Raw genomic sequence first — 25,033 nt, 5'->3', positions numbered from 1 at the left:
GCTACTCCGCCGCCACGCCGACGGGCTTTGCCTCCGACGGCGCCTCCCTGGCGATCATCCCGTCGATCAGGCGGTGGGCCCACAGGGAGCCGGCATCGATGTTGAGGTTGTAGAACGGCTGGCGCGGCTGGCGGTCGATCGCCCGCTGCTGGGCCTCCAGCACGGCGTGGTCCTGGTCGTAGACGCCCTTGCCGTCGTTGACGTGGGCTAGGGTGAGGGCCTTCGTCAGCTCCTCGTCGTCGGTGCGCCAGGTGCGCACGAAGTTCCAGAAATAGTGGCAGCTCGTCGCGGTCTCCGGGGTGATCGCCGCGAGGAAGAAGCCGTTGACGCCCTGCGAGCGGTCGCCCTGGCGGGCACCGGTGCCGGTGATCGCCACCCCGACGTCGCCTGCCACCACCGTCGGCGCCTCGAACCGGATGATCTGCCAGCGGTCGACGTGGTGGCCGGGCTTGCCGAGGTTGCGGGCCCAGAACGGCGGCGGCTCGATGTTCTCCATCCAGCGCTCCACCGTCACGCAGCGATCGGTGTGGGTCACCTCGAACGGGCTGCGGGTGATCGCCTCGTCGCCGATGCTGCCGGCGTGCACGTAGGTCTCGTGGGTCAGGTCCATCAGGTTGTCGATGACCAGCCGGTAGTTGCACTTGAGGCCGTAGAAGGTGCCGCCCTCGCCGACCCACGGCGCGTCGCTGTTCCAGTGGAAGTCCGGCACGAGGTCGGGATCGGCGAGCGCCGGGTCGCCCATCCAGAGCCAGATCAGGCGGTAGCGCTCCACCGCCGGGAAGGCGCGCACGCAGGCCGAGGGGTTGATGGTCTCCTGCGCCGGCATGAAGGTGCAGCGGCCGGTCACGTCGAAGACGAGGCCGTGATAGCCGCACATCACCTGGTCACCCTTGAGGTGGCCGAGCGACAGCGGCATCAGCCGGTGCCAGCAGGCATCCTCCAGCGCCGCGACGGTGCCGTCGGTGCGGCGGTAGAGCACCACGTCCTTGTCGCAGATCCGGCGCGGCGTCAGCGCGCGGCCGATCTCGTGATCCCAGGCCGCGGCGTACCAGGCGTTCAGGGGAAAGCCCTTGTCGCTCATCGTTTCCTCCCGTGGTGGCCTCGCGGGTCTTGGTCGCCGCGCGGAAGCCCTTCGTGTGCGATGCTGAGACTTGGCCGTATCGAGGACTTGGCCGTGTCGAGAACTTGGCCGTATCGGGTCGCGGGCCCCGGTCCTCGCCGGAGATCCGCGCGTGCCTCGGACGTGTTGCGCCGCACAAGAGTTTCGCCAGCCGGATCAGTGGTTTGGAACTGGTCCGGTTCGATGCTTCGACGCTAGCCGGGGCGGCGCGTCCCGGCCATGGACGCTCCCCGGAATTTCTTGGACGGATCCGGCGCCGCGCCCTACCCTCGGCCCGGGAGGAGCTAAGCGATGCAGACGCGGCGGGAGCGGCCGATTCCGGTGTTTCGCCTCTACGGCGAGACCGCCGAGACCACGGTGCCGAGCTTCGTCCATGCCGAGCGGATCGGCACCAGCGCGGCCCTGCACGATTGGGAGATCGCGCCCCACCGCCACGGCGCGCTGACGCAGGGGCTCGTGGTCACGCGCGGCGACGGCGCCCTGTCGCTCGATGCGCGGCGCGAGGAGTTTTCTGCCCCCTGGCTCGTCTGGGTGCCGTCCGGCGTGGTGCATGCCTTCTCGTTCCGGCCCGGCACCGACGGCGTGGTGCTGTCGCTCGCCGACGACTTCCTCGCCGCGGTGCTCGATCCCGATCCGGAGGCCGCGCCCTTGCGCGCCACCGCCGAGGCGGCGTTCAGCGGGCGTCTCGGCTCGCCGGAGGAGATCGACCTCGACCTCGCGGGCCTCGTCGAGACGCTCGGACGGGAGGCTGCCGGCGCCCTGCCGGGGGCGGCGAGCGCGGTGGCGGCTCTGGTCAAGCTCCTGGTCGTCGGCGTGCTTCGCACCCGCGCCGCCCGCGCGATCACCGAGCCGGCGGCGCTGGCCCGGGCCGACCTGCACCGGCGCTTCCGCCGCCTCGTCGAGGCGCATCTGCGCGAGGGCTGGCCGGTGGCGCGCTTTGCCGCCGCGCTCGGGGTCAGCCCCGACCGGCTGCACGCCGCCTGCACGGAGGCGGTGCGGCGCTCGCCGCAGGCGATCCTGCACGACCGGCTGATGCTCGAGGCCAAGCGCAGCCTGATCTACACCACGCTGCCGGTCTCGAAGATCGCCTTCGATCTCGGCTTCAACGATCCGGCGTATTTCTCGCGCTTCTTCTCGGCCCGCGCGGCACTCAGTCCGGCGGCCTTCAGGCGGGCGAGTCGAGGGGAGGGGGCCTGACGGCCGGACGGCATCGCCGGCCTATCGGAGCAGGCCACGGCATCCGGATCGATTGTCAGGAGAAGGAGAGTGGCTCCCCGAGTAGGACTCGAACCTACGACAAGGCGATTAACAGTCGCCTGCTCTACCAACTGAGCTATCGGGGAACGCTGCCGGCCCTGTTCGGTGCCGACGGGGGCTTATTAGCCAGTTCACTCGGGGAGCGCAACCCCGATATGGCGGCTCAGCGCGGCGGGCAGGCCGGGCCGAACGGGCCGACCACGAGGTCGCCGTCGCGGGGGTTGTTGAGCACGAACGGCTCGGTGGCGCCGAGGCCGAGGCGCATCACGCCGAGGTCGTAGTAGCAGCGGTCGAGAACCGCCGTGAACGTGTAGCTGTCCTGCGCCACCGGCGGCCCCACCGGGACGAGGCGCCCGCGCGGGCCCCGCGCGGCGCAATGGGCCGCGATGTCGACCCGGCCCGGCGCCAGCATGCGGATCGAGCGCGAGGAATGCGGCGGGATGCCGACGCTCGGGCCGCCGTTGCGGCTCGCCACCGCGAAGTAGGGCGAGCGGTTGATGACGCGCCGGACGCAGCCGGCCTCCGCCGCGCTGACGCCGCCGGCCAGGAGCGCCGCCGCCGCCGTCCACCGATAGAGCCGCTTCATGCCCGGCCGCATGGCTGTTCGCCTCTCTTCACCGCGAAGGACCTCGTGACGCTTACAACCTAACGCATCCGCGCGGAACAGCCAGGCTTCGAGCGGGCGCGGGTGTTCCGACCGGGAACGGAACGGCAGAGCTTGGCGTTGAGTTCCATTCCCGCGCGTGGCGACGGCACTTGCGTGCCGGACCGCGCCGGTCCCGCCCGGATTTCGACCCCGTCTCGATCCCGCCCGGAGCCCCGATGCGCATTCGTTCCCTGCTGCTGGCCCTCTTCCTCCTCACCGGCCTCGGCGGCCTCGCCGGCGCCTCGCCGCTGATGCCGACCGCCGCGGTCACCACCGCCCTCGACCAGCCCTCCACGGTCGAGACCGTGCGCTGGCGGCGCCACCGCCACTGGCACCGGCGGCACTGGCATCGCCGCCACTGGCACCATCGCCGCCACTACCGCCGCCACTGGCACCACCGGCGGCACTGGCACCATCGCCGCCATTACGGGCGCCACCATTATCGCGGCCACCGCCACGGCGTCCGCCGGCTGCATTTCAGCCGCCCGGCCGCCCGGCCGGTGCGCTGGGTCGAGCCGCGCCAGGCCGGGCGCTGAGCCTTGAGCGAGCGGCCGACCGAACCCGGGCCCGACGGGCGCCCCCGCGACTGGCTCGACCTCGGCGGGGCGGCGCGAGCCTCCGCCCCAGGGGAACAAGCCTCCGCCCCGCGGGGAGACGCGCCGAAGGGAGCGCCGCCGCAAGGGCGGTTCGCGGGGTTCTCCCGCGCCGCCGCCGGGTTCGGGGCGCGCCTCGGCCCGGCCGCGCGGTCGGGCTTCTCGCGGGCGCGGGCGGGTGCTGCCCGCCTCGCCGACCACCCGGCGACCAAGGCCGCCGCCACCGCGACGGCGGCGGCCTGGCGCCCGGTCGCTGCCCGCGCCCGGCGGGTGCCGTGGCTGCGGGTGACGGGGTTGGCGGCCGCCGTCGCGGTCGGCCTCGTCCTCGCCTACACGGTCTACGCGCTCGCGACCCTGCCGGTGAATGGCGGGCTCACGGTCGAGCCGACCGCCTCGGCCCTCGTGGTGCGCGCCGCCGACGGGCAGGCCTTCGCCACCCGCGGCGTCATCAAGGGGGCGAAGCTCTCGCCCAAGGAGGTGCCGCCGGTCCTCGCCAAGGCGATCGTGGCGATCGAGGACCGCCGCTTCTACGAGCATCACGGCGTCGACCTGCGCGGCCTGATCCGCGCGGCCTTCCGCAACGCCGCCGCCGGCGGCACCCGCGAGGGCGGCTCGACCCTGACCCAGCAGCTCGTGCGGATGAGCTACCTGTCGCAGGACCGCACCCTGAAGCGGAAGGTCCAGGAGGCGGTGCTCGCGCTCTGGCTCGAAGCGCAGCTGCCGAAGGACGAGATCCTCACCCGCTACCTCAACGCCGCCTATTTCGGCGCCGGCGTCTACGGCGCCGACGCGGCGGCCCAGCGCTACTTCGGTAAGCCCGCCAAGGACCTGAGCTTGAGCGAGGCCGCCATGCTGGCCGGTCTCGTCCGCGCGCCCTCGCAGCTCGCCCCCCACCGCAACCTCGACGGGGCGCGCGGCCGCGCCGCCCAGGTGCTCGACGCGATGGTGGAGACCGGCGCGGTCACGAAGGCCGAGGCCGACGCGGCCAAGCGCGCGCCCGCCACCGTGCGGGTGCCGACGGAGACGCCGGTCGGCACCAACTACTTCGTCGACAACGTCGCCGATTCGGTACGCACCCTGATCGGCACCGGGCCGGCGGACGCCACCGTGCGCACCACCCTCGACCTGACGCTCCAGAACATCGCCGAGAGCGTGATCGCCCGCCGCCTCGACCAAGACGGCGAGCGGCGCAAGGTCTCGCAGGGCGCGCTCGTCGCGATGGCTCCGGACGGGGCGATCCTCGCCATGGTCGGCGGGCGCGACTACGCCGACAGCCAGTTCAACCGCGTGACCCAGGCCAAGCGCCAGCCCGGCTCGCTGTTCAAGCTGTTCGTCTACCTGACGGCCCTGCGCGACGGGTATCGGCCCGATTCGACGATGGTGGATCGCCCGACGCAGGTCGGCGAGTGGGAGCCGGAGAATTACGGCGGTCGCTACCGCGGCGCGGTCACCTTGCGCACCGCCTTCGCGCACTCGATCAACACCGTGGCGGTGCAGCTCGCCGAGGCGGTCGGGATGCCGGCGGTGATCGAGACGGCGCGCGGCCTCGGCGTCACCTCGGACCTGCCGAACCTGCCGAGCCTCGCGCTGGGCGCGGCCGAGACCACGCTTCTCGAGATGACCCGCGCCTACGCGGCGGTGGCGGCGGGCGCCGAGACCATCGAGCCCTACACGGTGCGCCAGATCCTCGCCCGCGACCAGGCGCTCTACACCCGGCCGCAGGCCCCCCCGACCCCCGCCCGCGACCAGCAGGCGCGCACCGCGATGCTCGACCTGCTGAGCGCCGTGGTGCGCGAGGGCTCGGGCAAGAACGCCCGGGTCTCGGTGCCGGCCGGCGGCAAGACCGGCACCACCCAGGACAGCCGCGACGCCTGGTTCATCGGCTTCGCCGGCGACCTCGTGGTCGGGGTCTGGCTCGGCAACGACGACAACGCGCCGATGGCCGGCGTCACCGGCGGCGACATGCCGGCCCTGATCTGGCACGACTTCGTCACCCAGGCTCTCGCCGCCCGGGCCAAGGCGGCCAAATCCGAGGCGGGCAAGTCAGAGGCCGGTAAGGGTGAGGCGGCGCGGCCCGAGGCGACCCGGCAGGTGCCGGGCGTCCCGCCGGCGCCGCGGCCCGAGACCGCGAGCATCGCCGAACCGGACGCCGATCCGCGCGCGCGCGATCCGAACGGCCGCGCGGTGCTGCGCGGCAACCCGGCGGTGGTCGATACCGGCACCCTCGATTTCGACGGGCGCACGGTGCGGCTGGTGGGGGTCGACGGGCTGTCGGGCCGCAACGCCCGCGAGCTCGGCCGCTACCTGCGCCGCCGCGACGTCGCCTGCGCACCGGCGGGCGAGGGAGGCGCCTATCGCTGCTCCCTCGACGGGCAGGACCTGTCCGAGCTGATCCTGTTCAACGGCGGCGGCCGCGCCAGCGCCGACGCCACCCCGGACCTGCTCGCCGCCGAGGAGCAGGCCCGCTCGAACCGGATCGGGATCTGGCGGCGCTGACGGTCCGGCTCGCGGTTGGCTGGCCGTCAGGCGGGGGGCGAGCGACGCCTTGAGCCGGTCCGCGACGGCGGCCTGCGGGTGCCCGTCGGGCCCTCGATGGCGCCGAAGCCGAACCGCGTCTCAAGCGCCTCGACATTCGGGAGTTCGACGCCGGTCGACAGGGCGCCGGTCTCCGTCCGCGACCGGGTCGTGGTGCAGCCGAACGCCATCGTGATGTCCAGGCTCTCGGGGCCGACCACCGCCTTGCCGGGCAGCGTCACTTCGGCGACCAGGCGGTGCCGCTCCAGGCAAGAGCGGTCAGTGGGGGGCGGCCAAGCCTTGTCATACCAGCGGCCTAAGATGCTGACGCATCAGGCCGTTGACCCATCTCGAATTTTCGATGCCAAGCCAGAGGCTTGGCGAAAATTCGAGAACGGAACCAAAGGTCGTTTGCAACGACCGTTGGTATCAGGTGCGGGATGCCCGCGAATGTCTGATGAAGATCGGGGTGACACCATGAACAATACCCTGACCTACAAGGGCTTCGTCGCCCGGGTCGAGTTCAGCGCCGAGGACGGCGCGTTCGTCGGCCGCATCGCCGGAATCAACGACATCATCGGCTTCCACGCCGAGAGCGTGCCGGACTTGACGAACGCCTTCCACGAAGCGGTGGACGATTACGTCGAGACCTGCGCGCGGATCGGCAAGGCACCCGAGAAAGCCTTCTCCGGCAAGCTCATGGTGCGCATCGATCCGGAGGTCCACGCCCAGGCCGCCCGGGAGGCCGAACTCGCCGGCAAGAGTCTGGCGCAGTGGACCGAGGACGTGTTGCGGAACGCCGCGGCTGCACGGTCCGGCTCGAAGCCGGCGGTTCGTCGGAGCGCCTGAACGCCCCGCGAGACCGGCTCCACGGCATGCGACAGGAGGGACGTGAGAGGTCCGAGGCGGAGAACGCGCCGACGCGACCGTCGGCCCTTGGCCGCACTCACCGGTGGGCAGGAGCGGCGGGGCGCCGCCGGGCTCACCCCGCCGCCCACCGCTCAGATCAGCATCGCGTTGATCGCCACCGTCAGGGCCGCGCCGACCACGGCGAAGCCGAGCAGCGTGACGCTGCTGACCTGGTCGACCGAGTCGACGTCGTGGCCGGTGCGGTGCTCGGGGGAATTGGCGCTCATCGGAATCTCCTCGTCGGATGGTCCGGGCCAACGCCCCTCGGGGCCCGTGGGATCGCCCGCGCCCCGGTCGCGTTTTGCCGCAGGAGCGGGCATCCATCGACCGGCGACGGGTTGTCCTAATGCCCGTGGCTCTCGTGCCCGTGGCTGGTGCCGATCACGCACAGCGCCAGGCCGGCGATGCCCCCGAGGGTGCCGATCGGGGTCTGGAAGCGCCAGGAGGCGTAGTAGCCGGCGCTGCCGATCACGACGCCGAGCAGGGTCAGCCCGATGCTGCGGGCCGAGGCCAGGGGCTTCTCCGGATGGCCGGGCTTGCCGGGGGTCGCCCGGGTGGAATCGTGCTGCATTCGTCGGCCTGCCTTCGCCGCGCCGTGGGACCTCGGCCGCCCCGGGGCGGCAGGAGCAGGGGGGCGGCCGCCCTCTCCCTTCGGAGGAACGCGGCAGGCGCGGAATCGCTCACGCTTTCGGTGGCAACTCGCCTTTTCCCTGACATGCCAGCCCGGAACCGGGCTGGTAACGTCCGGGGATCACCCTCGCGCCCGCCCCGTCTCCCGACCGTGGTCAGCCTCATGACGCAGCGCTACTTCTTCAACCTGGTCGGTCCGGCGCGTGCGATCGAGGACCCGACGGGCGTCGAGGCCGACACGCCGGACCAGGCCGAGGCCGAAGCGCGGGCGGTGATCGCCGAGATGCGGGCGAACGGCGAGCTGCCGCTCCTCGGTGGGGGATGGCAGCTCGAGATCCGCGACGGGGCCGGCCGGCTGGTGCGCTCAATTCCCCTCGGCTGAGGCGCGGGATCCCGCCTGTTGCAGGACCTGCCGCACATGCGCGCGGATCCGCGCGCCCGTCCCGGCCTCGTCCCGGCCGACTGCCGGCGGCACCGATGCGTCCGGCGTCGGGGGAGCCGCCTGCTCCTTGGGTCGAGCCTTACCGCCGAGCGACATCGTGGCTGCCTCCTGCCTTCACGTCCGCGGTTCGGCGGCCGGGCGGGAGGGAACGACCGTCCGCGGCACCTCGCGGCGCGGGCCGTCTTCCTCCGCCGACGCTTCGCGCCGCACTGTTTCCGTCGATGAGAATCGAACCGGCACAGTTTGTACCGGTTCTCGGCGCCGGCAAACAATGAAAAATTCGTTAAACCGTTCCCCGGCGCAATGCTGAGGCCCCAGTGCAACGCATCCTATGTTAATAAACCTCAGCGGCCCTCGCCGCCGATGCGGGAGAAGTCGGCCACCTCCCGGGTCGCCGCCCGCAGGGCATTGAGCAGGGCGAGGCGGTTGGCGCGCAAGGCCGGATCCTCGGCATTCACCGTCACCTTGTCGAAGAAGGCGTCGACCGGCGTGCGCAGGGCCGAGAGCGCCCGCATCGCCCCCTCGAAATCCTCCGCCGCCACCGCCTGGGCCGCCTCGGCGCCGGCCGCCCGCAGGGCGTCGGCGAGCGCGGCTTCCTCGGGCAGGCTCAGGAGGGCCCGGTCGGGGGCGGCGTCGTAGGCGCGGCCGTCCTTCTTCTCCTCGATGCGCAGGATGTTGGCGGCGCGGCGGTAGCCGGCGAGCAGGTTCCGGCCGTCCTCAGTGTCGAGGAAGCGGCCGAGCGCCTCGACCCGGCGCACCACCATCAGGAGGTCGTCCTGGCCAGGAAGTGCGAACACGGCGTCGATGAGGTCGTGGCGGGCACCCTGGTCGCGCAGGTAGACCTTCAGCCGGTCGGCGAAGAAGGCGAGGAGGTCGCCGGCAAAGCCATCCGAAGCCTGGCCGTGGCCGGCCGCCGCGGCGGCGATCTGCGCCCGCAGGGACAGGCGCGCCTCGCTGGCGAGGATCAGCCGGATCACCCCGAGCGCCGCGCGCCGCAGGGCATACGGATCCTTGCTCCCCGTCGGCTTCTCGTCGATCGCCCAGAACCCGACCAGCGTGTCGAGCTTGTCGGCGAGCGCCACCGCCACCGAGACCGGCTCGGACGGCACCCGGTCGCTGGGTCCGAGCGGCTTGTAGTGCTCCTCGATCGCCGCGGCGACCGCCGGGTCCTCGTCCTGCTCGGCGGCGTAGTAGCGGCCCATCAGGCCCTGCAATTCGGGGAACTCGCCGACCATCTCGGTGACGAGGTCGGCCTTGGCAAGCCGCGCGGCGCGCTCGGCCAGGGCCGCGTCGGCCCCGACCACCGGCGCCAGCGCCCGGGCCAGCGCCGCGATGCGCTCCACCCGCTTGGCCTGGGTCCCGAGCTTCTCGTGGAAGACGATGCTTTCCAGCTTCTGGAGCCGATCCTCCAGCCGCACCTTGCGGTCGGTCTCCCAGAAGAACGCCGCGTCGGAGAGGCGCGCGCGCACCACCCGCTCGTTGCCGGCGACGATCGCCGCGCCGCCGTCCGACGCCACCAGGTTCGACACCAGGATGAAGGCGTTGGCCAGGCGCTCGCGCCCTTCCGGGCCCGGGGAACCCCGCAGCACGAAGCACTTCTGGTTCGCCCGGATCGTGGCGCGGATCACCTCCGGGGGAATTGCGAGGAAGCGCTCGTCGAAGGCGCCCATCAGGGTCACCGGCCACTCGACGAGCCCCGCCACCTCCTCCAGCAGGCCCTCGTCCTCGACGAGGTCGAGGCCGCGAGCGAAGGCGAGGTCGCGGGCGTCGTGCAGGATGATGTCCTTGCGCCGCTCGGTGTCGAGCACCACGAAGGCCCGCTCCAGCGCCGGCAGGTAATCGGCGAAGCGGCGCACCTCGATCGGTTGCGGCGCCATGAAGCGGTGGCCCCGCGTGGTGAAGCCCACCTCGACCCCGTCGAGGGCGAAGGGCACCACGTCGGGCGTCTCGGTCTCGGGGCCGAAGCTCGCGACGATGGAGTGCAGCGGGCGCACCCAGCGCAACGAGCCCGGCTCGCGCGAGGCCGCGCCCCAGCGCATCGATTTCGGCCAGGGGAAGCTCTTGACGATCGCCGGGATGATCTCGGCCAGCACCTCGATCGTCTCCCGGCCGGGCCGCTCGATCACCGCGACGTAGAACTCGCCCTTCTTCGGATCGGAGACGATCTTCGCCTCGTCGAGGCTCGCGAGGCCCGAGCTCTTCAGGAAGCCCTGCACCGCGCCCTCGGGGGCGCCGACGCGGGGCCCTTTGCGCTCCTCGCGCACGTCCTGGCCGCGGGGCGGCAGGCCGGCGACATGGAGGGCGAGGCGGCGAGGCGTCGCGAAGGCCTTGGCGCCCTCGTAGAGGAAGCCGCGCTCGACCAGCGCGTCGGTGACGAGCTTGCGCAGGTCCTCGGCCGCGCGCCGCTGCATGCGGGCGGGGATTTCCTCGGAGAAGAGTTCGAGCAGCAGGTCGGGCATCGGGCGGCCTCAAGGTCCTCCCGCGGGAGGGCCAGGAATGAAGAGAGGATGAATGAAGAGGGGATGATCGAGGGCGGGTGACGGCGCAGGCGTCAGGCGGCCGGCGCCTCGGCGAGCCCACCCGCGTCGGTGCGCCGCCAGGCCTCGCCGCAGGCCTTGGCCAGCTCGCGCACCCGCAGGATGTAGCTCTGGCGCTCGGTGACCGAGATCACCCCGCGCGCGTCGAGCAGGTTGAAGACGTGGCTAGCCTTGATGCACTGGTCGTAGGCCGGCTGCGCCATGCGGTGGCGCGGATCGTTGCTGTCGGGCCCCGGCTCGCCGGCCGCGAGGTAGGCGCGGCAGGCGGCCTCGGCGTCGCGGAACTGCCGAAAGAGCATCTCGGTGTCGGCGGCCTCGAAGTTGTGGCGCGAATATTCCTGCTCGGCCTGCAGGAAGACGTCGCCGTAGGTGACCTTCTCGTCGCCCTCGCGGCCGTTGAAGTTGAGGTCGTACATGCTCTCGACGCCCTGGACGTACATCGCCAGGCGCTCGAGGCCGTAGGTCAGCTCGCCCGCCACCGGGGCGCATTCGAAGCCGGCGACCTGCTGGAAGTAGGTGAACTGGCTCACCTCCATCCCGTCGCACCAGCATTCCCAGCCGAGGCCCCAGGCGCCGAGCGTCGGGCTCTCCCAGTCGTCCTCGACGAAGCGGATGTCGTGCAGCCCGAGATCGACGCCGATGGCCTTCAGCGAATCGAGGTAGAGCTCCTGGAGGTTCGGCGGGTTCGGCTTCAGGATCACCTGGAACTGGTAGTAGTGCTGGAGCCGGTTCGGGTTCTCGCCGTAGCGCCCGTCCTTCGGCCGGCGCGAGGGCTGGACGTAGGCCGCCTTCCAGGGCTTGGGGCCCAGCGCCCGCAGGGTTGTGGCCGGATGGAACGTGCCCGCGCCCACCTCCATGTCGTAGGGCTGGAGGATCACGCAGCCTTGCGCGGCCCAGAACCGCTGGAGCGTGAGGATCAGCCCCTGGAACGAGCGGGTCGGCTGGAGGTCGGCGTCGGTCATGGTGGTACGGCTTGCGGCTCGGGCGGATCTGGCCGCGACCCTTGGGAACCGGCGGCGCCCGAGTCAAGCGCGGGTGCGTCCGCGCACGAACCCCAAGCGGGGCCGGAACCGAAAAACGGTCAAGCTCGTTGACAGTACAGATCGGAGCATCGCGACGCCCGCCGGGGCGCAAGACTTGAGGGAGACTGTCCGTGACCCACCGCCTGACCTTGGTCGCCGCCGCCGCGCTCCTGTCCCTGGTCGCGACCCCGCTGGTGGTGCGGGCGGGTTCGGGCGCGCCGCAGGCCGAGTCGGTGCCCGCCGTCGCGGCGGTCGCGACGCCGGCCGCCGCCGAGGCGCCGGCCCCGGCCTGCCGGTCGGTGCGGGTGGTCTATGCGGGCTACGCGGCCCCCGCTTGCGGGCGGTGAGGCCGTCCCGGGGCGTCCCAGGTCGCAACGGCTATTGGACGCCGCTCAGGTTCTTGCTTCGTCGCAGATTCTTGGCGCCGAACCGGTAACCACTTCGGCGACATCTGCTTAGGCGGCCCCGCAGCATCGCCCGTCCTCCCGGAGCGGGCACAGATCCCCGCAGGAGGCCACCCCCGGCAGGCGCTGGCGCAGGCAGCAGGTGCGCCGGCGCCGGTCGCGCAGCGCCTGCGCCAGCGGGCTGAGGGGGCAGGCGACCTCGGCGCACCAGCCGAGGCAGGTCGCGACCTCGGGGCGGGCCAGGGTCTCGGGCTCGCCGAGTTCGCGCGCGACGTAGTCGAGGATCACCGCCGCGTTGCCCCAGATCACCCGGGGGGCGATGCCGCATTGCGCGCAGCACAGCTCGACGAAGGGCCGCAGGTGGTCCTCGACGAGGCCGGACAGCCCGGCGCAGGCTCCCTCCTGCGCCCCGGGACACACCAGGAAGCGAGCCGGGCGGCCGGCCGCGTCGAGTTCGAGGCTCGTCGTCGCGAAGGCGAGCGGCAGGGGCCGCCCGAGGCGCACCAGCGCCGTCATCGCCGGGGTGGCGAGCGGCGCAAGGTAGAACTGGCTCCAGTACGAGACCAGCGCCCGCCGGTCGGCGGTGCCGGGGCTCACGCCGAGCCCGGCCGCGAAGGCCGAAAGCGTGGCGTCGAACACCGCGGGATCGCGCAGGGCGACGAGGGGCGTCGCCGCCCCGCCGCTCCCCGCCGCCACGCCGTCGCGATAGGTGCCGAGCGAATCCGGTACGTGGGAGGCGAGATCGGGGATCATCGCGGCCTCGCGCGATCGGCCCGCAAGGTGCGGGCGACCTGGAGCGCCAGCCAGGCGAGCGCCGCGGCGTAGAGCGGCATCGCCGCCGTGAAGTAGCCCGGCCAGCCGGCCCAGCCGGCGAGCGCGGGTGATGCGACCCGCAGCGGCATCGCCGCGAAGAAGGCGGCGCCGAACAGGAGCGCGTAGTCGGTGGCGGGCCGCGGTCCTTCAGCCCAGCGATAGATCATGTTGAACACCGGCACCCCGAGGAAGCCGCCGAAGACGTAGTTCAGGACCGTGGCGGCCACGGCCAGCCCCTCGGCGCGAACGAGGCAGGCCGCCGCCATCAGGCCGCCGGCGAGGAGCACCCCGGTCCCGCCGATCCCGATCAGCCGCACGGTGCCGAACCGCGCCGCCAGGCCGCCGGCCATCAGCGCCATCACCAGGTTGACCGCCGGCAGGACGGTGCCGGTGAGGAAGCCGACCCGGCCGAGCGGCACCCCGAGATCGAGCAGCGCCAGGGTGTTGGGACCGGCGATGAGGTAGGCGGCGGCGAAGTAGGCGCCGAGCGCCCCGATCCGGCCCGCCAGCGCCCGCAGCCGCGCGAGCGACCCCGACCAGCGCTCCGGCACGCCGCCGGCCCCCTGGAGCCGCGCCTCCGGATAGGCGAGGATCGGCAGCAGGCAGAGCGCGTCGAGCCCGGCGCAGGCGAGCAGCGCCGCCGGCCAGCCGAGGGCGTCGTAGGAGCCGACCAGCACGCCGACCCCCAGGATGCCGCCGAGCGAGGCGCCGCAGAGCTTGGCCGAGGCGACGAAGGCCCGCCGCTCCGCCGGCACCGTCTCGACCACCAGGGCCTCCAGCGCGATGTCCATCGTGGCGGTGCAGGCGCAGGTGGCGATGGCGAGCGCCAGCAGCGCCGGGAGCGGCCAGTGCTCGCCGAGGCTCAAGGTCGCCAGCAGCGCGACCGTCGCGCCCTGCGCCGCGACGATCCAGCCGAGACGGCGGCCGAGGAACGGCAGGCGCACCCGGTCGAGCAGGGCCGCCCACAGGAAGGTCAGCCCGACCGGCAGGTTGATGAGCTGCAACAGCCCGACCTCGGCGAGGTCGAGGCCCCGCGCCCGCAGGATCAGCGGCGCCCCGCCCGACAGGAAGCCGAGCGTGGCCCCGAAGGTCACGTACAGGCAGAAGAACGGGAGGAGCGGGCGCGACGCCGCGAGGAGCCCGCGGGCGCTCCCGAGCGCGACGGCCTGCGTCACGGCGGGGGCGTGCCCGGGCCGGCCGCGGCGGCTGGACGGTACTTTGGAATCAAACTAATTCATCTTTATGTTCAGGGGCTTGAGCTTACGGGGAGGAGGCCTGGCGCGCAAGGCCGGCGCCCGCCACAGCCGGGGCGGGCGGTGCCTAAACGGCGATTGCTTAACCGTTCCCATGCAGGCTGCCGCGGGCGGTCCGTTGAGCGCCGGGAGGGTCGAGCGTCATGGCGGGGGAACTGGCCGGCGAACCCGCGAGCGCGGCGGGCCGCGCCGTGCTCTCGGGCGTACGGGCCCTCGCCCGACGGCCGGCGCCGGACCAGCGCCGGCACCACCGCGTGGCCGTGGCCCTGCTCGGGCGCTACATGCTCGCCGACCGGCAGGAATACCCGTGCCGGACCGTCGACATCTCCCCCGGCGGGGTGCGCCTCGCCTGCGCAGGAGGTGGTGCGGTCGGCGAGCGCATCGTGATCTATCTCGAGCATGTCGGGCGCATCGAGGGCACGATCGCCCGGGTGCTGCCGGACGGCGTCGCGGTCGAGATCGCCGCCACGGCGCGCAAGCGCGACAAGATCGCCTCGCAGCTGACCTGGCTCGCCAACCGGGCGGCGCTCGGCCTGCCGGAGGACCGCCGGCACGAGCGGGTGGTGCCGCGCCAGGCCGCCGCCACCCTGCGGCTCGAGGACGGGCGCGAGGTCATGGCCCGCCTCATCGACGTCTCGCTCTCCGGCGCGGCGCTCGCCTGCGAGATCGAGCTGCCGCTCGAATCCGCCCTCACCGTCGGCCGCACCCCCGCCCGGGTGGTGCGCCGGTTCAGGGGCGGCGTCGCGGTCGAGTTCCGGCTGCCGCTGTCGCCGGACCGGTTCGACGAGACCCTGGTTCTGTAGCGCCCCCGGGGCATTGTCCGACGAAGGGGATACCGGTTCGTCGAAGGTATGCGGCACGATCAGAGATCTACAGCGCGCCCTCGCGGATCGAGCCCGGATCGGCGAGCGCGTGGAGCAGGCCCGCCGCCGCGTGGGCGAAGCGCAGGGTCACGGCCTTGCGGCGGGCGCCGGCGAGGGGATGCTCCGGCGGCTCGCGCAGGATCTCGGCCCCGAAGGCGTCGGCGACGATCAGCCCGGTCTCCTCGGGCAGGATCTCCACCGGCAGGGTCTCCGGCACCGCGAAGTAGAACCGGTCGCAGAAGTCGCGGTAGTCGGGCCATTTCCGGTCGGCGCGGAAATCCGCGACGCTCGACTTGATCTCGATGATCGTCAGCTTGCCGCAACCGCCGAGCGCGATCAGGTCGGCGCGCCGCCCGTTGGCCAGGGTGAATTCCGGGATCGTGACGAATCCGAGCTCGGCGAAGAGGCGCCGCACGCCCCGCTGCACGGAGAGCGCGGTCGGCGATTGGCGGCGGTCGACGGGAAGCGAGAGGGCGAGGGCGGCGGACAAGGCTGTGGACGGGCGCTTCTGACAGGTTGCACGGGACCGAATCGGGAACGCCATCGGACCAGCTCACGCCCGCGTTGTCACCTGCGGCCCGTGTCGCAGGCGGCGCAGCCGCGTCGACGGGCGTCGCGGGCAGCGCGAAACCGGCCGGCGCGACGGACGTAGCGGTTGATCTCGCGCGCGCGCTCGCCGATGGTCGGCCGCGCCCGAGTCCTTCCGCGAGACGGCCGGGCGACGGGAGGGAGAGGCATGGTGGGGCAGAGCGCCGCCGAGGGAAAGAAGGCCGGTCGGGCCGGCATGCGCCTCGTCGGCGGCACGGCGCTCGCCCACGGCGACGCGGTGCGGCTCGCCGACGTCAGCATCGCCTTCACCCTGAAGGGCGGCAAACGCTACGTCGCCGTCGAGGGCATCGACCTCGGGGTGAGCCCCGGCGAGTTCGTGGCGGTGGTCGGGCCGACCGGCTCGGGCAAGTCGACGCTGCTCAACGCCGCCGCCGGCCTGCTGAAGCCGGCCTCCGGCAGCGTCACGGTGTTCTCCTCGGCGCTGTCGGGGCTGAATGCCCGCGCCGGCTACCTGTTCCAGGCCGACGCCCTGATGCCGTGGAAGACCGCCCTCGACAACGTCGCGGTGGCGCTGGAGCCGCAGCGGGTCCCGCGCGCCGAGGCGCTGGCGCGGGCCCGCGACTGGCTGGCCAAGGTCGGGCTCTCGGCCTTCGTCGACCGCTATCCGCACATGCTCTCGGGCGGCCAGCGCAAGCGCGTCGCGCTCGCCCAGATGCTGATCCGCGATCCCGAGATCCTGCTGATGGACGAGCCGTTCGGGCCGCTCGACGCGCAGACCCGGCAGATCATGGGCAACCTCCTGCTGGAGCTGTGGGCGGCCAACCGCAAGGCGGTGATGTTCGTCACCCACGACCTCGAGGAGGCGATCGCGCTCGCCGACCGGGTGGTGGTCCTCTCGGCCGGGCCCGCCGCCCGCATCGTCGGCCAGTTCACGGTCGATCTGGCGCGTCCGCGCGACATCAGCGAGATCCGCCTCGAGCCGCACTTCCACGCCCTCTACAAGGAGATCTGGTCGTGCCTGCGGGTCGAGGTCTCCCGCGCCTATGCGGGCGGTCCCGCGTGATTCCTTCGGAGACAGCGACCCCGTGAACCGCCTCGGCCTCCTCGCCCTGCAGATCCTCGTCGGCCTCGTCGGCTTCGCGATCTGGCACGTTCTGACCGTGTACCCGATCCTCGGCGCGCCCAAGCAGATCCAGTTCTTCTTCTCGACCCCGGTCGATGTGCTCAAGCGCACCTGGATGGAGATGACGAACCCGGAGATCTGGGGCCACCTGTGGATCACGCTGCAGGAGACGGTGCTGGCCTTCGTCTTCGGCGCGGCCGGCGGCATCGCCTTCGGCTTCCTGTTCGCCCGCAACGCGCTGCTCGCCGCGGTGTTCGACCCCTACATCAAGGCGGCGAACGCCCTGCCGCGGGTGGTGCTGGCGCCGATCTTCGCCCTGTGGTTCGGGCTCGGCATCTGGTCGAAGGTGGCGCTCGGCTTCACGCTGGTGTTCTTCATCGTGTTCTTCAACGTCTACCAGGGCGTGCGCGAGGTGAGCCCGGTGGTGCTCAACAACGCCCGGATGCTCGGGATGAGCGAGCGCGGCCTCCTCCGCCACGTCTACTGGCCCTCGGCGCTGACCTGGATGTTCTCCTCGCTCCACACGGCGGTCGGCTTCGCGCTCGTGGGCGCGGTGGTGGGCGAGTACCTCGGCTCCTCGGCCGGGCTCGGCTACAAGATCCACGAGGCCGAGAGCGTGTTCGACGTCACCGGCGTGTTCGCCGGCATGCTGATCCTGACCGTGTTCGTCATCGTGATCGACACGGTCGTCACCCTGATCGAGAACCGCCTCCTCGTCTGGCGCCCGCAAGCCGGCGGCCAGGGGTGAGAGAACAGAGTTACGGGAGGACAACACCCATGCAACGCCGCAGCTTCCTCGCCGGCGCCGCCGCCCTGGCGCTCAGCCCCGCGGTCCCGGCCCGGGCCGACACCGTGAAGGTGCGCATCGGCGTCGGCGGCAAGCCGCTCCTCTACTACCTGCCGCTGACGATCGCCGAGCGGAAGGGCTTCTTCAAGGAGGAGGGGGTCGAGGCCGAGATCAACGATTTCGGCGGCGGCGCGCGCTCGCTCCAGGCGCTGATCGGCGGCTCGGTCGACGTGGTGACGGGGGCCTACGAGCATACGATCCGGATGCAGGCCAAGGGCCAGGACGTGCGCGCGGTGTGCGAGCTCGGCCGCTTCCCCGCCATCGTGATCGGGGTGCGCAAGGACCTCGCCGACACGGTGAAGTCGGCCGCCGAGCTCAAGGGCCGCAAGATCGGCGTCACGGCGCCGGGCTCCTCGACGTCGCTGACCGCGCAATACGCGATGATCAAGGCCGGGCTGAAGGCCAGCGACGCGGCGCTGATCGGGGTCGGCGGCGGGGCCGGCGCCATCGCGGCGATGAAGAAGGGCGAGATCGACGCCATCTCGCACCTCGATCCGGTGATCGCCAAGCTCGAGGCCGACGGCGACATCAAGGTCATCATCGACACCCGCACCGAGGCCGGCACCCGGGCGCTGTTCGGCGGTCCCAACCCGGCGGCGGTGGTCTACACCAAGCAGGACTGGATCGAGCGCCACGCCGCCGGAACCCAGAAGGTCGTCAACGCCTTCGCCAAGGCGCTGAAGTGGATCGTCGCCGCCTCGCCCGAGGAGATCGCCGACACGGTGCCGCCGGCCTACCACTTCGGCGACAAGCCGCTCTACGTGCAGGCGGTGAAGAACTCGCTCGAGAGCTATTCCCGCACCGGCATCCCGACCCAGGAGGGGATGGCGAGCGTGCTCGAGCTGGTGCGCACCCTCGATCCCGAGTTGCAGGGCGCCAAGATCGACCTCGCGACCACCGTCGAGGACCGGTTCGTCAGGAAGGCGATGGGCTAAGTAGAGCTGCAAGGTGCAGCTCTACTTAGCTTCTTGCTATTGCATCATTTTCGCCGCCGAACCGGTAGCCACTTCGGCACCGGCCGGCACGGCCGGCGGAATGATGCTCGATCCTACGCCCACCCGACCCGGGCCGCCTCGCGCGGCCCGGGCGCACCCGCGGTCATCAGCCGGCCCTTGCCGGCGGCCTTGGCGCGGTAGAGCGCCGCGTCCGCCTCGGCAAGGAGCGCCTCGGCGGTCATCCCCGGGGTGGCCCAGCCGATCCCGACGCTGAGGCCGACGCCGACCCCGATGGCGTAGGGAGCCTTCACGGCCTCGATCAGGCGGGCCGCGACGACAGCCGCCTCGCGGGCCCGCCCGCCCCCGGCCAGGATCACGAACTCGTCGCCGCCGAGCCGGGCCGCCTGCCACTCCCCGGGGATCCCGGCGGTGATCCGGGCGGCCACCTCCACCAGCAGGGCGTCGCCGGCGGCGTGGCCGAGGCAGTCGTTCACCGCCTTGAAGCCGTCGAGGTCGAGGTAGAGCAGGGCGAGGCCGTCGGTGCCGCTCCGCAGCCGGGCGACGAGGTCCTCCATCAGGCCGGTGCGGTTGCGCAGGCCCGTGAGGGCGTCGTGGGTGGCCCGGCGCTGGTCCTCGCGCCTGGCGAGCAGCACCTCGACGTAGGTGCGGTTGAGCCGCACCGTGGTGACGTACATCGCGACCACGAAGAGCAGGCCCTGCACCGCCCCGACCAGGAACCAGGGGTTGCCGTAATGGAGCGGCAGCATCAGCTTCAGCGGCAGGTCGCACAGCACGATCATCGCCAGGGCGTGGCGCGGCGCGGCGTAGTTGCGGGTGACGATGCCGGCCAGGATGCCCATCATGGTCAGCGGCGCCAGGACCTGGAGCACCGGATCGCCGCTCACGACGCACAGGACCGTGGCGAGGCCGACGAGGCCGGCCCAGGCGAGGCTGCTGGCGATGAGGAGGTCGGTCGGCGCCGGACGCCCGGCCGCCGCGGCGCGCTGGCCGCGCCGGAGCAGGACCAGCCGCAGGCCGAGCAGGCCGAGATCCGCCGCCAGCATGGCGGCAAAGGCCGGCCCGGGGTGGCGGAGCACCGCCATCACCTCGATCATCACCATCGCCACCGCGCCGAGCACCAGCGAGCCCGGCGACGCCATCAGCGTCGCGAGCAGGCGGACCCGCAGCTCCGCCGGCAGGTCGAGGCTCGGATCCACGAGCCAGCGCAGGGGCGCGGCGCGCGGCAGTGAGTAGGTCGGCGTCGCGTCGGACATGGAACCGCTTCCGAAGAGCGGTCCCGTTCGGGACCGCACCGCCTCATTTTGCGACCGCGACTTAACATTTCATGATGTTTCGGCAGGGTTCCCGAGATGTCGGTTAAGTGTTCGGCAGCCGGACTCTCGTCCTAGATTTAGGCAGCTGGGTTGTCAGGCGCGCCGCAGCCAGTCGATCAGGCCGGCGCCGGGCGCCAGCCAGACGAAGGCCCAGACGAAGGCCGAGGTCAGGTTGGCGAGCTGGAACCAGAACCGCGGCAGCAGCGCCACCCCGGCGACGAGCGGCACCACCGCCCGGGCCGGCCCGATGAACCGGCCGATGAAGATCGCCCAGGCGCCCCAGCGCTGGCAGAAGGTCTCGCCCTTCCGCACCATCTCGGGATAGCGGCTGAGCGGCCAGATCCGCTTGGCGCCGTCCTTGTAGTAGCGGCCGATCTCGTAGGAGACCCAGTCGCCGAGGATCGCCCCGATCGCCGCCCCGATCATCACCGGCAGGAACGGGATCGCGCCCGAGCCGATCAGCGCCCCGATCCCGATCAGGATCACGGTCGCCGGCACCAGGAGCGAGAGCACCGCGAGCGATTCGCAGAAGGCGATGATCCCGGTGATCACCGGCGCCCAGGCCTGGTGGTCGCGCAGGAAGTCGAGCACCGTGGTGCGCAAGCTCTCGAAATCCATGGCAGCCTTGGGCGTGAGGGGGCGGGACGGCGGGACAAGTCGGGGTGCCGGGCGGGCGTTCCCCTTCCGTTACATGGGACGTGTGAGCGTCGCGTGAATTCGCGGGCGCACGCTTTCGGGAGCCCAAGGCGGTTGCCAGACGCGTCCGGTTCCGGGAATCGTGGGTCCCAGGTGCCCTCCGCGCGAGGTTCGTGTCGCGATGAACGTCCTGTCGATCCAGTCCCACGTCGCCTACGGCCATGTCGGCAACGCCTCGGCGGTCTTCCCGATGCAGCGGCTCGGGGTCGAGGTCTGGGCGGTGCACACGGTGCAGTTCTCCAACCACACCGGCTACGGCGCCTGGCGCGGCCGGGTGTTCGACGGGCCGGCGATCGAGGAACTGGTCGAGGGCATCGCCGAGCGCGGGGCGCTGCCGACCTGCGACGGGGTGCTGTCGGGCTACATGGGCTCGGCCGATATCGGCACCGCGATCCTGCGGGCGGTGGCGCGGGTGCGGGAGGCCAACCCTGCGGCGCTCTACTGCTGCGACCCGGTGATCGGCGATACCGGCCGCGGGGTGTTCGTGCGCCCCGGCATCCCGGAATTCATGCGGGACCACGCGGTGCCGGCGGCCGACCTCATCACCCCGAACCAGTTCGAGCTCGATTACCTGAGCGGGATCGAGACCCGCACGCTCGCCGACGCCAAGGCGGCGGTGGCGGCGGTGCAGGCGAGCGGCCCGAAGGTGGTGCTGGTCACCTCGCTCCACACCGAGGAGACGCCCGAGGACAGCATCGACATGCTGGCCGGCGCGGACGGCCTGTTCTGGCGCCTGCGCACCCCGCGGCTGTCGCTCAGCGTCAACGGCGCGGGCGACGCCACCGCCGCCCTGTTCCTGGTGCACTACGCCCGCAGCCGCTCGGCCGGCGAGGCCCTGGGGGCCGCCGCCGCCTCGATCTACGGCCTCCTGCGCCGCACCGAGGAGGCCGGCGCTCGCGAGATCCTGACCGTGGCGGCCCAGGACGAGTTCGTGGCGCCGAGCCGCACCTTCCCGGTCGAGGCGGTGTGAGGCGCTACGCCTCCAGCGCCAGCAGCGCGAAGCTCGCCAGCCAGTGCTCGCCCATGTAGTCGTCGGCGAGATGCGGCAAAGCCGCCTCGAGATGCGCCTGCGCCGTCTCCGTGAGCACCGGCACGCGGGAATCGTCCGCCGGCAGCGCGCCGGCGAGCGCCCGCAGGCACCAGGCCCGGCTCAGGTTGAGCCCGTCGAGATGGGCGATCTTGCCGTCGCTGCGGTCGGTGACGGTCGCCGGCCGGAACAGGGTCTCGGGCTGTCGCGCGGCGAGGCGCGGCAGGAAGCGGTCGAACCAGGGCCGGAAGTCGTCCGCCGGCATCAGGCGGCGCAGGCACTCGGCCTCGATCAGTGCCGAGGACAGGAAGTCGTCGCCGCTCGGCTCGCCCCAGGCCGGGCAATCGGCGTCCGCGCCGTACCAGCGCGCGGCGGTGGCGCGCAGCAGCGCCGTCAGGGCGGCGTCCCCCGTGCCGTCGGCGTAATCCGCCGCCATGCGCAAGCCGAAGGCGGTGTTGAAGTGGGTGCCGACCCGCACCGGATAGGGCGAGAGCGGCAGGAACTCACGGAATCGCTGCGCGAAGATCTCCGCCATCGGCGCCAGCGCCCGCGACCAGCGCGGCTCGGGCAGGCGCCCCAGCTCGTCGGCGAGCTTGAGCGCCCAGGCCCAGCCATAGGGCCGCTTGAAGCCGCGGGCCGTCGGCGCGTCGAGATAGGCGCACTCGCCCGCGACCTTCTCAGGCACCAGCTGCCGGTCGAACAGAGCCCGGATCGCGTCGGCCTGCGGGCCGTCGGGGAAACGGCGCAGCACCCGGGCGAGCAGCCAGTAGCTGTGGACGCAGGAATGCCAGTCGAAGCTGCCGTAGAACACCGGATGCAGCGCGGCCGGCGTGCGGGCATCCTCGGGGCCGGCGAGCGTGTGGTCGGGCTTGTTCGGGTATTCCCGGGTGACGTGGCCGAGGGTGAGGGCGGCGAAGCGGGCGGCGGTCTCGGGGGTCAGGCTGTGGGGCATGGGAGGGCGCTCCGTCGGAACATGCCGAACGCCTACACCATCCGTCGCCACCGTCGCAGCTTGCCATCCTTATTTTCTGGAGTTACGGAAAATGTATGCGGATGGTCTGGGACGAGCCCAAGCGAGACAGGAATCGCCAGCCGCCCCCGGCCGGTCACGGGCTTGATTTCGCGGATGCCCGTGATCGCTTCGAGTGGGAGACCGCGGCGATCAGCGAGAGCTACGGCAGCCCATCCGGTGGCGCCCGGTACATCGCAACCGGATATCTCGATGGCAAGCTCGTCACGCTCACCTTCTCGCTCCTCGGTACGGAGGCCATCTCCGCCATCAGCCTGCGAACCGCCAGCAACCGCGAGAGGAGAGCCTATGCCGCGCGATTCGAGTGAGCGAACGGTCCCGATGTTGAGCGACGCCGAGGAGGCCGAGCTTCAGGCCCGGATGAAAGCGGATCCCGATGCCCGGGAGATGACGGACAAGGAACTCGGCCGGATGCGGCCGGCCCGCGAAGTCCTGCCACCGGCCGTGTTCGAGGCTCTCACGAACCGGGGGCGGCCGAAGTCGCCGAACCGGCTCGTGCAGGTCACACTGCGGCTCGATCCGGAGGCGCTGGCCGCCTTCAGGGCCACGGGCCCGGGCTGGCAGACCCGGATCAACGAGACGGTCAAGCGTGCCGCGAAGCGGCTCGGGCAAGGCGGCTGAGCGCCGTTACGGCGGTTTCGCCAAGCTGCCACAACATCTCCGCGTGACCGTCCCTCGACCCCCGGGGCTTGCACCATTCACCCGATCCGTGCTGCCTCGCGCGCTGAGCTTCTCGGAAGGACGGAAACCCGATGCCCGCACGCCGATACGCCACCCTGGACGTCTTCACCGAGACCGCCCTCGCCGGCAACCCGCTGGCGGTGGTGCTCGACGCCGAGGGGCTGGACGACGCCGCGATGCAGGCCATCGCCCGCGAGTTCAACCTGTCGGAGACGGTGTTCGTGCTGCCGCCCGCGGAAGGCCGGCACCGGGCCCGGCTGCGGATCTTCACCCCGGCCCAGGAGCTCGCCTTCGCCGGCCACCCGACCGTCGGCACCGCAGTGCTGCTCGCCCTCGGCGACCGGCGGGCGGAGATCGCCGACGCGGTGGCGTTCGGCCTCGAGGAGCAGGTCGGGGTGGTGCCCTGCGTGGTCGAGACCGGCGAGGGGCGCGGCCGCGCCCGCTTCCGCCTGCCGCGCCTGCCGGAGAGCTGGGGCGAGGAGCCGGACGCGACGGCGCTGGCAGGCGCGCTCGGCCTGTCGCCGTCCGAGATCGGGTTCGCCCGCCACCGGCCGAGCCGCTACAGCGCCGGCACGCCGTTTCACCTCGTGCCGGTCCAGGGGCTCGACGCCCTGGCGCGGGCCCGCACCAGCGCCGAGGCGATGGTGCAGGCCCTCGGCCCCGGCGCCAAGGCCTTCCTCTATACCGGCGAGACCGGGGAGCCGGGCCACAGCTTCCGCGCCCGGATGTTCGCCCCCGCCGCCGGCATCGCCGAGGACCCGGCGACCGGCGGCGCGGTCGCGGCCTTCGCAGGCGCCCTGATGCAGTTCGAGCCCTTAGGGGGCGGCACGCACGACCTCGTCATCGCGCAGGGGGTCGAGATGGGCCGGCCGAGCGAGATCGCACTCCAGCTCACGATCGAGGACGGCGCCTTGCGCGCGGCCGAGATCGGCGGCAGCGCCGTCCTGGTCTCCGAGGGCGTGCTGCACATCCGATGAGCGTCACCCTCACGCCGGCCCGCCGGGTCGAGGCCCGGATGGTCGCCCACGACTGGCCCTGGGCCCGCGACAACCGGGCCGCCATCATGGCCCATTGGGACGAGCGCCGGGCTGCACGCCCGGCGATGTTCAACGGCACGGTGCTGATGCTGCGCCGCTGGAGCCTCGCCGACGGCGTGCTCGACGCCGACTTGTTCGAGGCCGACTACGCCGCCCTCACCGCCCTGAAGGACTGGGGGTTCCCAGACGGAAGCGTCCTCAACGTCTTCGCGGCGGCGGTGCCGCGCACCCGGGACGGCACCTTCCTGCTCGGCGAGATGGCCCCGCACACGGCCGCCGCCGGCCGGGTCTACTTCCCTTGCGGCACGCCGGACCCGACCGATATCGGCCCCGACGGCACGGTCGACCTTGCGGCGAGCGCGCTCCGCGAGCTGCGGGAGGAGACCGGGCTCGTCGCTCCCGAAGGGCCGGATCCCGGCTGGGTGATCGTGCGCGACGGCGGCCTGATGGCCCTGCTGCGTCCGGTGCCGCTCGCCGAGGACGAGGCGACGGTGCGGGCGGGCATCATGGCCCATCTCGCGGCGGAGGCCGAGCCGGAGCTGTCGGCGATCGTCGGGGTGCGCGACGCCGCCGACCTCGATCCCGCCCGGATGCCCGCCTTCGTGCGGCACTACCTCGGAAGCGTGCTCGCCCCCTGACGCCACCGGCCCCGGTTCACAGCCGGGGCCGGCGCGATTACGGTCTCCCGGAAAGGCGCCCGATCGTGGCGCCGCCGGGAGGACCAGCGATGACTAAGCAGATTTCGCCGAAGCGGTTGCCGGTTCGGCGCCA

Annotated in this window: 28 protein-coding genes and 1 tRNA gene; 15 read left to right on the top strand and 14 right to left on the bottom strand. The window is 72.3% G+C overall.

Annotated features, from left to right (window positions below; all coding sequences use genetic code 11):
• Position 1: 1 nt before the first annotated feature.
• Positions 2–1,081 carry an aromatic ring-hydroxylating dioxygenase subunit alpha gene (locus tag ACS5PV_RS27150; RefSeq protein ID WP_455398448.1) on the bottom strand — a complete coding sequence of 360 codons (1,080 nt, stop codon included), beginning with the start codon at positions 1,079–1,081 and terminating at the stop codon, positions 2–4.
• Between the two features lie 330 nt (positions 1,082–1,411).
• Here ACS5PV_RS27150 and ACS5PV_RS27145 point away from each other — a divergent pair, with 330 nt between their 5' ends.
• Entirely contained in the window at positions 1,412–2,317 is a 906-nt protein-coding gene (locus tag ACS5PV_RS27145) for a helix-turn-helix domain-containing protein (protein ID WP_455398447.1), read from the top strand.
• A 70-nt stretch (positions 2,318–2,387) separates the two neighbouring features.
• Here ACS5PV_RS27145 and ACS5PV_RS27140 read toward each other — a convergent pair.
• A tRNA-Asn gene (locus ACS5PV_RS27140) sits at positions 2,388–2,463 on the bottom strand.
• Between the two features lie 77 nt (positions 2,464–2,540).
• Positions 2,541–2,975, bottom strand: coding sequence for a hypothetical protein (locus tag ACS5PV_RS27135; RefSeq protein ID WP_455398446.1), 435 nt, complete (start codon positions 2,973–2,975; stop codon positions 2,541–2,543).
• 224 nt (positions 2,976–3,199) lie between these two features.
• Here ACS5PV_RS27135 and ACS5PV_RS27130 point away from each other — a divergent pair, with 224 nt between their 5' ends.
• Positions 3,200–3,559: a hypothetical protein gene (locus tag ACS5PV_RS27130; protein WP_455398445.1), complete on the top strand. Its 360-nt coding sequence runs from the start codon at positions 3,200–3,202 to the stop codon at positions 3,557–3,559.
• 3 nt (positions 3,560–3,562) lie between these two features.
• Positions 3,563–6,112 carry a PBP1A family penicillin-binding protein gene (locus tag ACS5PV_RS27125; RefSeq protein ID WP_455398444.1) on the top strand — a complete coding sequence of 850 codons (2,550 nt, stop codon included), beginning with the start codon at positions 3,563–3,565 and terminating at the stop codon, positions 6,110–6,112.
• Positions 6,113–6,138: 26 nt separating this feature from the next.
• On the opposite strand, the gene ACS5PV_RS27120 is transcribed toward ACS5PV_RS27125, so the two are convergent.
• The gene (locus ACS5PV_RS27120; RefSeq protein WP_455398443.1) at positions 6,139–6,372 is read right to left on the bottom strand and encodes a hypothetical protein; all 234 of its coding nucleotides are present in this window, start codon (positions 6,370–6,372) and stop codon (positions 6,139–6,141) included.
• A 235-nt stretch (positions 6,373–6,607) separates the two neighbouring features.
• Between ACS5PV_RS27120 and ACS5PV_RS27115 the strand changes: the two genes are divergently transcribed.
• On the top strand, positions 6,608–6,979 hold the full coding sequence (locus ACS5PV_RS27115) for a type II toxin-antitoxin system HicB family antitoxin (RefSeq protein WP_455398442.1): 372 nt from the start codon (positions 6,608–6,610) through the stop codon (positions 6,977–6,979).
• A gap of 152 nt (positions 6,980–7,131) precedes the next feature.
• On the opposite strand, the gene ACS5PV_RS27110 is transcribed toward ACS5PV_RS27115, so the two are convergent.
• On the bottom strand, positions 7,132–7,266 hold the full coding sequence (locus tag ACS5PV_RS27110; protein WP_455398441.1) for a hypothetical protein: 135 nt from the start codon (positions 7,264–7,266) through the stop codon (positions 7,132–7,134).
• A 116-nt stretch (positions 7,267–7,382) separates the two neighbouring features.
• The gene (locus tag ACS5PV_RS27105; protein WP_455398440.1) at positions 7,383–7,610 is read right to left on the bottom strand and encodes a hypothetical protein; all 228 of its coding nucleotides are present in this window, start codon (positions 7,608–7,610) and stop codon (positions 7,383–7,385) included.
• 222 nt (positions 7,611–7,832) lie between these two features.
• Here ACS5PV_RS27105 and ACS5PV_RS27100 point away from each other — a divergent pair, with 222 nt between their 5' ends.
• Positions 7,833–8,051, top strand: a complete 219-nt coding sequence (locus ACS5PV_RS27100) for a DUF6894 family protein (RefSeq protein WP_455398439.1) — start codon at positions 7,833–7,835, stop codon at positions 8,049–8,051.
• Between the two features lie 404 nt (positions 8,052–8,455).
• Here ACS5PV_RS27100 and glyS read toward each other — a convergent pair whose 3' ends face one another.
• Both glyS and ACS5PV_RS27090 read right to left on the bottom strand, forming a co-directional pair.
• A complete protein-coding gene (gene glyS / locus ACS5PV_RS27095; protein WP_455398438.1) occupies positions 8,456–10,570 on the bottom strand; it encodes a glycine--tRNA ligase subunit beta in 2,115 nt (704 codons plus the stop codon).
• A gap of 92 nt (positions 10,571–10,662) precedes the next feature.
• Positions 10,663–11,610: a glycine--tRNA ligase subunit alpha gene (locus tag ACS5PV_RS27090; RefSeq protein ID WP_455398437.1), complete on the bottom strand. Its 948-nt coding sequence runs from the start codon at positions 11,608–11,610 to the stop codon at positions 10,663–10,665.
• Positions 11,611–11,801: 191 nt separating this feature from the next.
• Here ACS5PV_RS27090 and ACS5PV_RS27085 point away from each other — a divergent pair, with 191 nt between their 5' ends.
• Positions 11,802–12,017, top strand: coding sequence for a hypothetical protein (locus ACS5PV_RS27085; RefSeq protein ID WP_455398436.1), 216 nt, complete (start codon positions 11,802–11,804; stop codon positions 12,015–12,017).
• 108 nt (positions 12,018–12,125) lie between these two features.
• Here ACS5PV_RS27085 and fhuF read toward each other — a convergent pair whose 3' ends face one another.
• Together fhuF and ACS5PV_RS27075 are read right to left on the bottom strand one after the other, a co-directional pair.
• A complete protein-coding gene (gene fhuF, locus ACS5PV_RS27080; RefSeq protein ID WP_455398435.1) occupies positions 12,126–12,827 on the bottom strand; it encodes a siderophore-iron reductase FhuF in 702 nt (233 codons plus the stop codon).
• Positions 12,824–14,062, bottom strand: coding sequence for an MFS transporter (locus ACS5PV_RS27075; RefSeq protein WP_455398434.1), 1,239 nt, complete (start codon positions 14,060–14,062; stop codon positions 12,824–12,826). Before ACS5PV_RS27075 ends, fhuF begins: the two co-directional genes overlap by 4 nt.
• Positions 14,063–14,283: 221 nt before the next feature.
• Here ACS5PV_RS27075 and ACS5PV_RS27070 point away from each other — a divergent pair, with 221 nt between their 5' ends.
• On the top strand, positions 14,284–14,943 hold the full coding sequence (locus ACS5PV_RS27070) for a PilZ domain-containing protein (RefSeq protein ID WP_455398433.1): 660 nt from the start codon (positions 14,284–14,286) through the stop codon (positions 14,941–14,943).
• A 67-nt stretch (positions 14,944–15,010) separates the two neighbouring features.
• Here the strand turns inward: ACS5PV_RS27070 and ACS5PV_RS27065 are convergent, their stop codons facing one another.
• Complete coding sequence (locus ACS5PV_RS27065; protein ID WP_455398432.1) at positions 15,011–15,493, bottom strand: MmcB family DNA repair protein; 483 nt, start codon at positions 15,491–15,493, stop codon at positions 15,011–15,013.
• Between the two features lie 294 nt (positions 15,494–15,787).
• On the opposite strand from ACS5PV_RS27065, the gene ACS5PV_RS27060 reads away from it, so the two are divergent.
• From ACS5PV_RS27060 to ACS5PV_RS27050, 3 genes are read left to right on the top strand one after another with little or no spacing between them, the layout of a single operon-like run.
• Positions 15,788–16,615, top strand: a complete 828-nt coding sequence (locus tag ACS5PV_RS27060; RefSeq protein ID WP_455398475.1) for an ABC transporter ATP-binding protein — start codon at positions 15,788–15,790, stop codon at positions 16,613–16,615.
• Between the two features lie 22 nt (positions 16,616–16,637).
• The gene (locus ACS5PV_RS27055) at positions 16,638–17,423 is read left to right on the top strand and encodes an ABC transporter permease (protein ID WP_455398431.1); all 786 of its coding nucleotides are present in this window, start codon (positions 16,638–16,640) and stop codon (positions 17,421–17,423) included.
• A gap of 29 nt (positions 17,424–17,452) precedes the next feature.
• Positions 17,453–18,457 (top strand): ABC transporter substrate-binding protein, encoded by a 1,005-nt coding sequence (locus ACS5PV_RS27050; protein WP_455398430.1) that lies wholly within the window; start codon positions 17,453–17,455, stop codon positions 18,455–18,457.
• 113 nt (positions 18,458–18,570) lie between these two features.
• On the opposite strand, the gene ACS5PV_RS27045 is transcribed toward ACS5PV_RS27050, so the two are convergent.
• Positions 18,571–19,731, bottom strand: a complete 1,161-nt coding sequence (locus ACS5PV_RS27045; protein WP_455398429.1) for a diguanylate cyclase domain-containing protein — start codon at positions 19,729–19,731, stop codon at positions 18,571–18,573.
• Between the two features lie 153 nt (positions 19,732–19,884).
• A complete protein-coding gene (locus ACS5PV_RS27040; RefSeq protein ID WP_455398428.1) occupies positions 19,885–20,409 on the bottom strand; it encodes a DedA family protein in 525 nt (174 codons plus the stop codon).
• 199 nt (positions 20,410–20,608) lie between these two features.
• Here ACS5PV_RS27040 and pdxY point away from each other — a divergent pair, with 199 nt between their 5' ends.
• Positions 20,609–21,457, top strand: a complete 849-nt coding sequence (pdxY, locus tag ACS5PV_RS27035; protein ID WP_455398427.1) for a pyridoxal kinase PdxY — start codon at positions 20,609–20,611, stop codon at positions 21,455–21,457.
• Positions 21,458–21,461: 4 nt separating this feature from the next.
• Here pdxY and ACS5PV_RS27030 read toward each other — a convergent pair whose 3' ends face one another.
• On the bottom strand, positions 21,462–22,466 hold the full coding sequence (locus ACS5PV_RS27030) for a DUF2891 domain-containing protein (protein WP_455398426.1): 1,005 nt from the start codon (positions 22,464–22,466) through the stop codon (positions 21,462–21,464).
• A gap of 101 nt (positions 22,467–22,567) precedes the next feature.
• Here ACS5PV_RS27030 and ACS5PV_RS27025 point away from each other — a divergent pair, with 101 nt between their 5' ends.
• The 4 genes from ACS5PV_RS27025 to ACS5PV_RS27010 all read left to right on the top strand — a co-directional run bounded on the left by ACS5PV_RS27025 (position 22,568) and on the right by ACS5PV_RS27010 (position 24,900).
• Positions 22,568–22,852 (top strand): BrnT family toxin, encoded by a 285-nt coding sequence (locus tag ACS5PV_RS27025; protein ID WP_455398425.1) that lies wholly within the window; start codon positions 22,568–22,570, stop codon positions 22,850–22,852.
• A gap of 13 nt (positions 22,853–22,865) precedes the next feature.
• Positions 22,866–23,165, top strand: coding sequence for a BrnA antitoxin family protein (locus ACS5PV_RS27020; protein WP_455398424.1), 300 nt, complete (start codon positions 22,866–22,868; stop codon positions 23,163–23,165).
• A 131-nt stretch (positions 23,166–23,296) separates the two neighbouring features.
• Complete coding sequence (locus ACS5PV_RS27015; RefSeq protein ID WP_455398423.1) at positions 23,297–24,202, top strand: PhzF family phenazine biosynthesis protein; 906 nt, start codon at positions 23,297–23,299, stop codon at positions 24,200–24,202.
• Complete coding sequence (locus tag ACS5PV_RS27010) at positions 24,199–24,900, top strand: NUDIX domain-containing protein (protein ID WP_455398422.1); 702 nt, start codon at positions 24,199–24,201, stop codon at positions 24,898–24,900. The genes ACS5PV_RS27015 and ACS5PV_RS27010 overlap by 4 nt, the downstream gene beginning before the upstream one ends.
• The last annotated feature ends 133 nt before the right edge of the window (positions 24,901–25,033 follow it).

The organism is Methylobacterium sp. Gmos1 (genome assembly GCF_053764715.1).
Note: the sequence above shows the minus strand (reverse complement) of the source record. Positions and strands in the feature narration are given on the sequence as shown.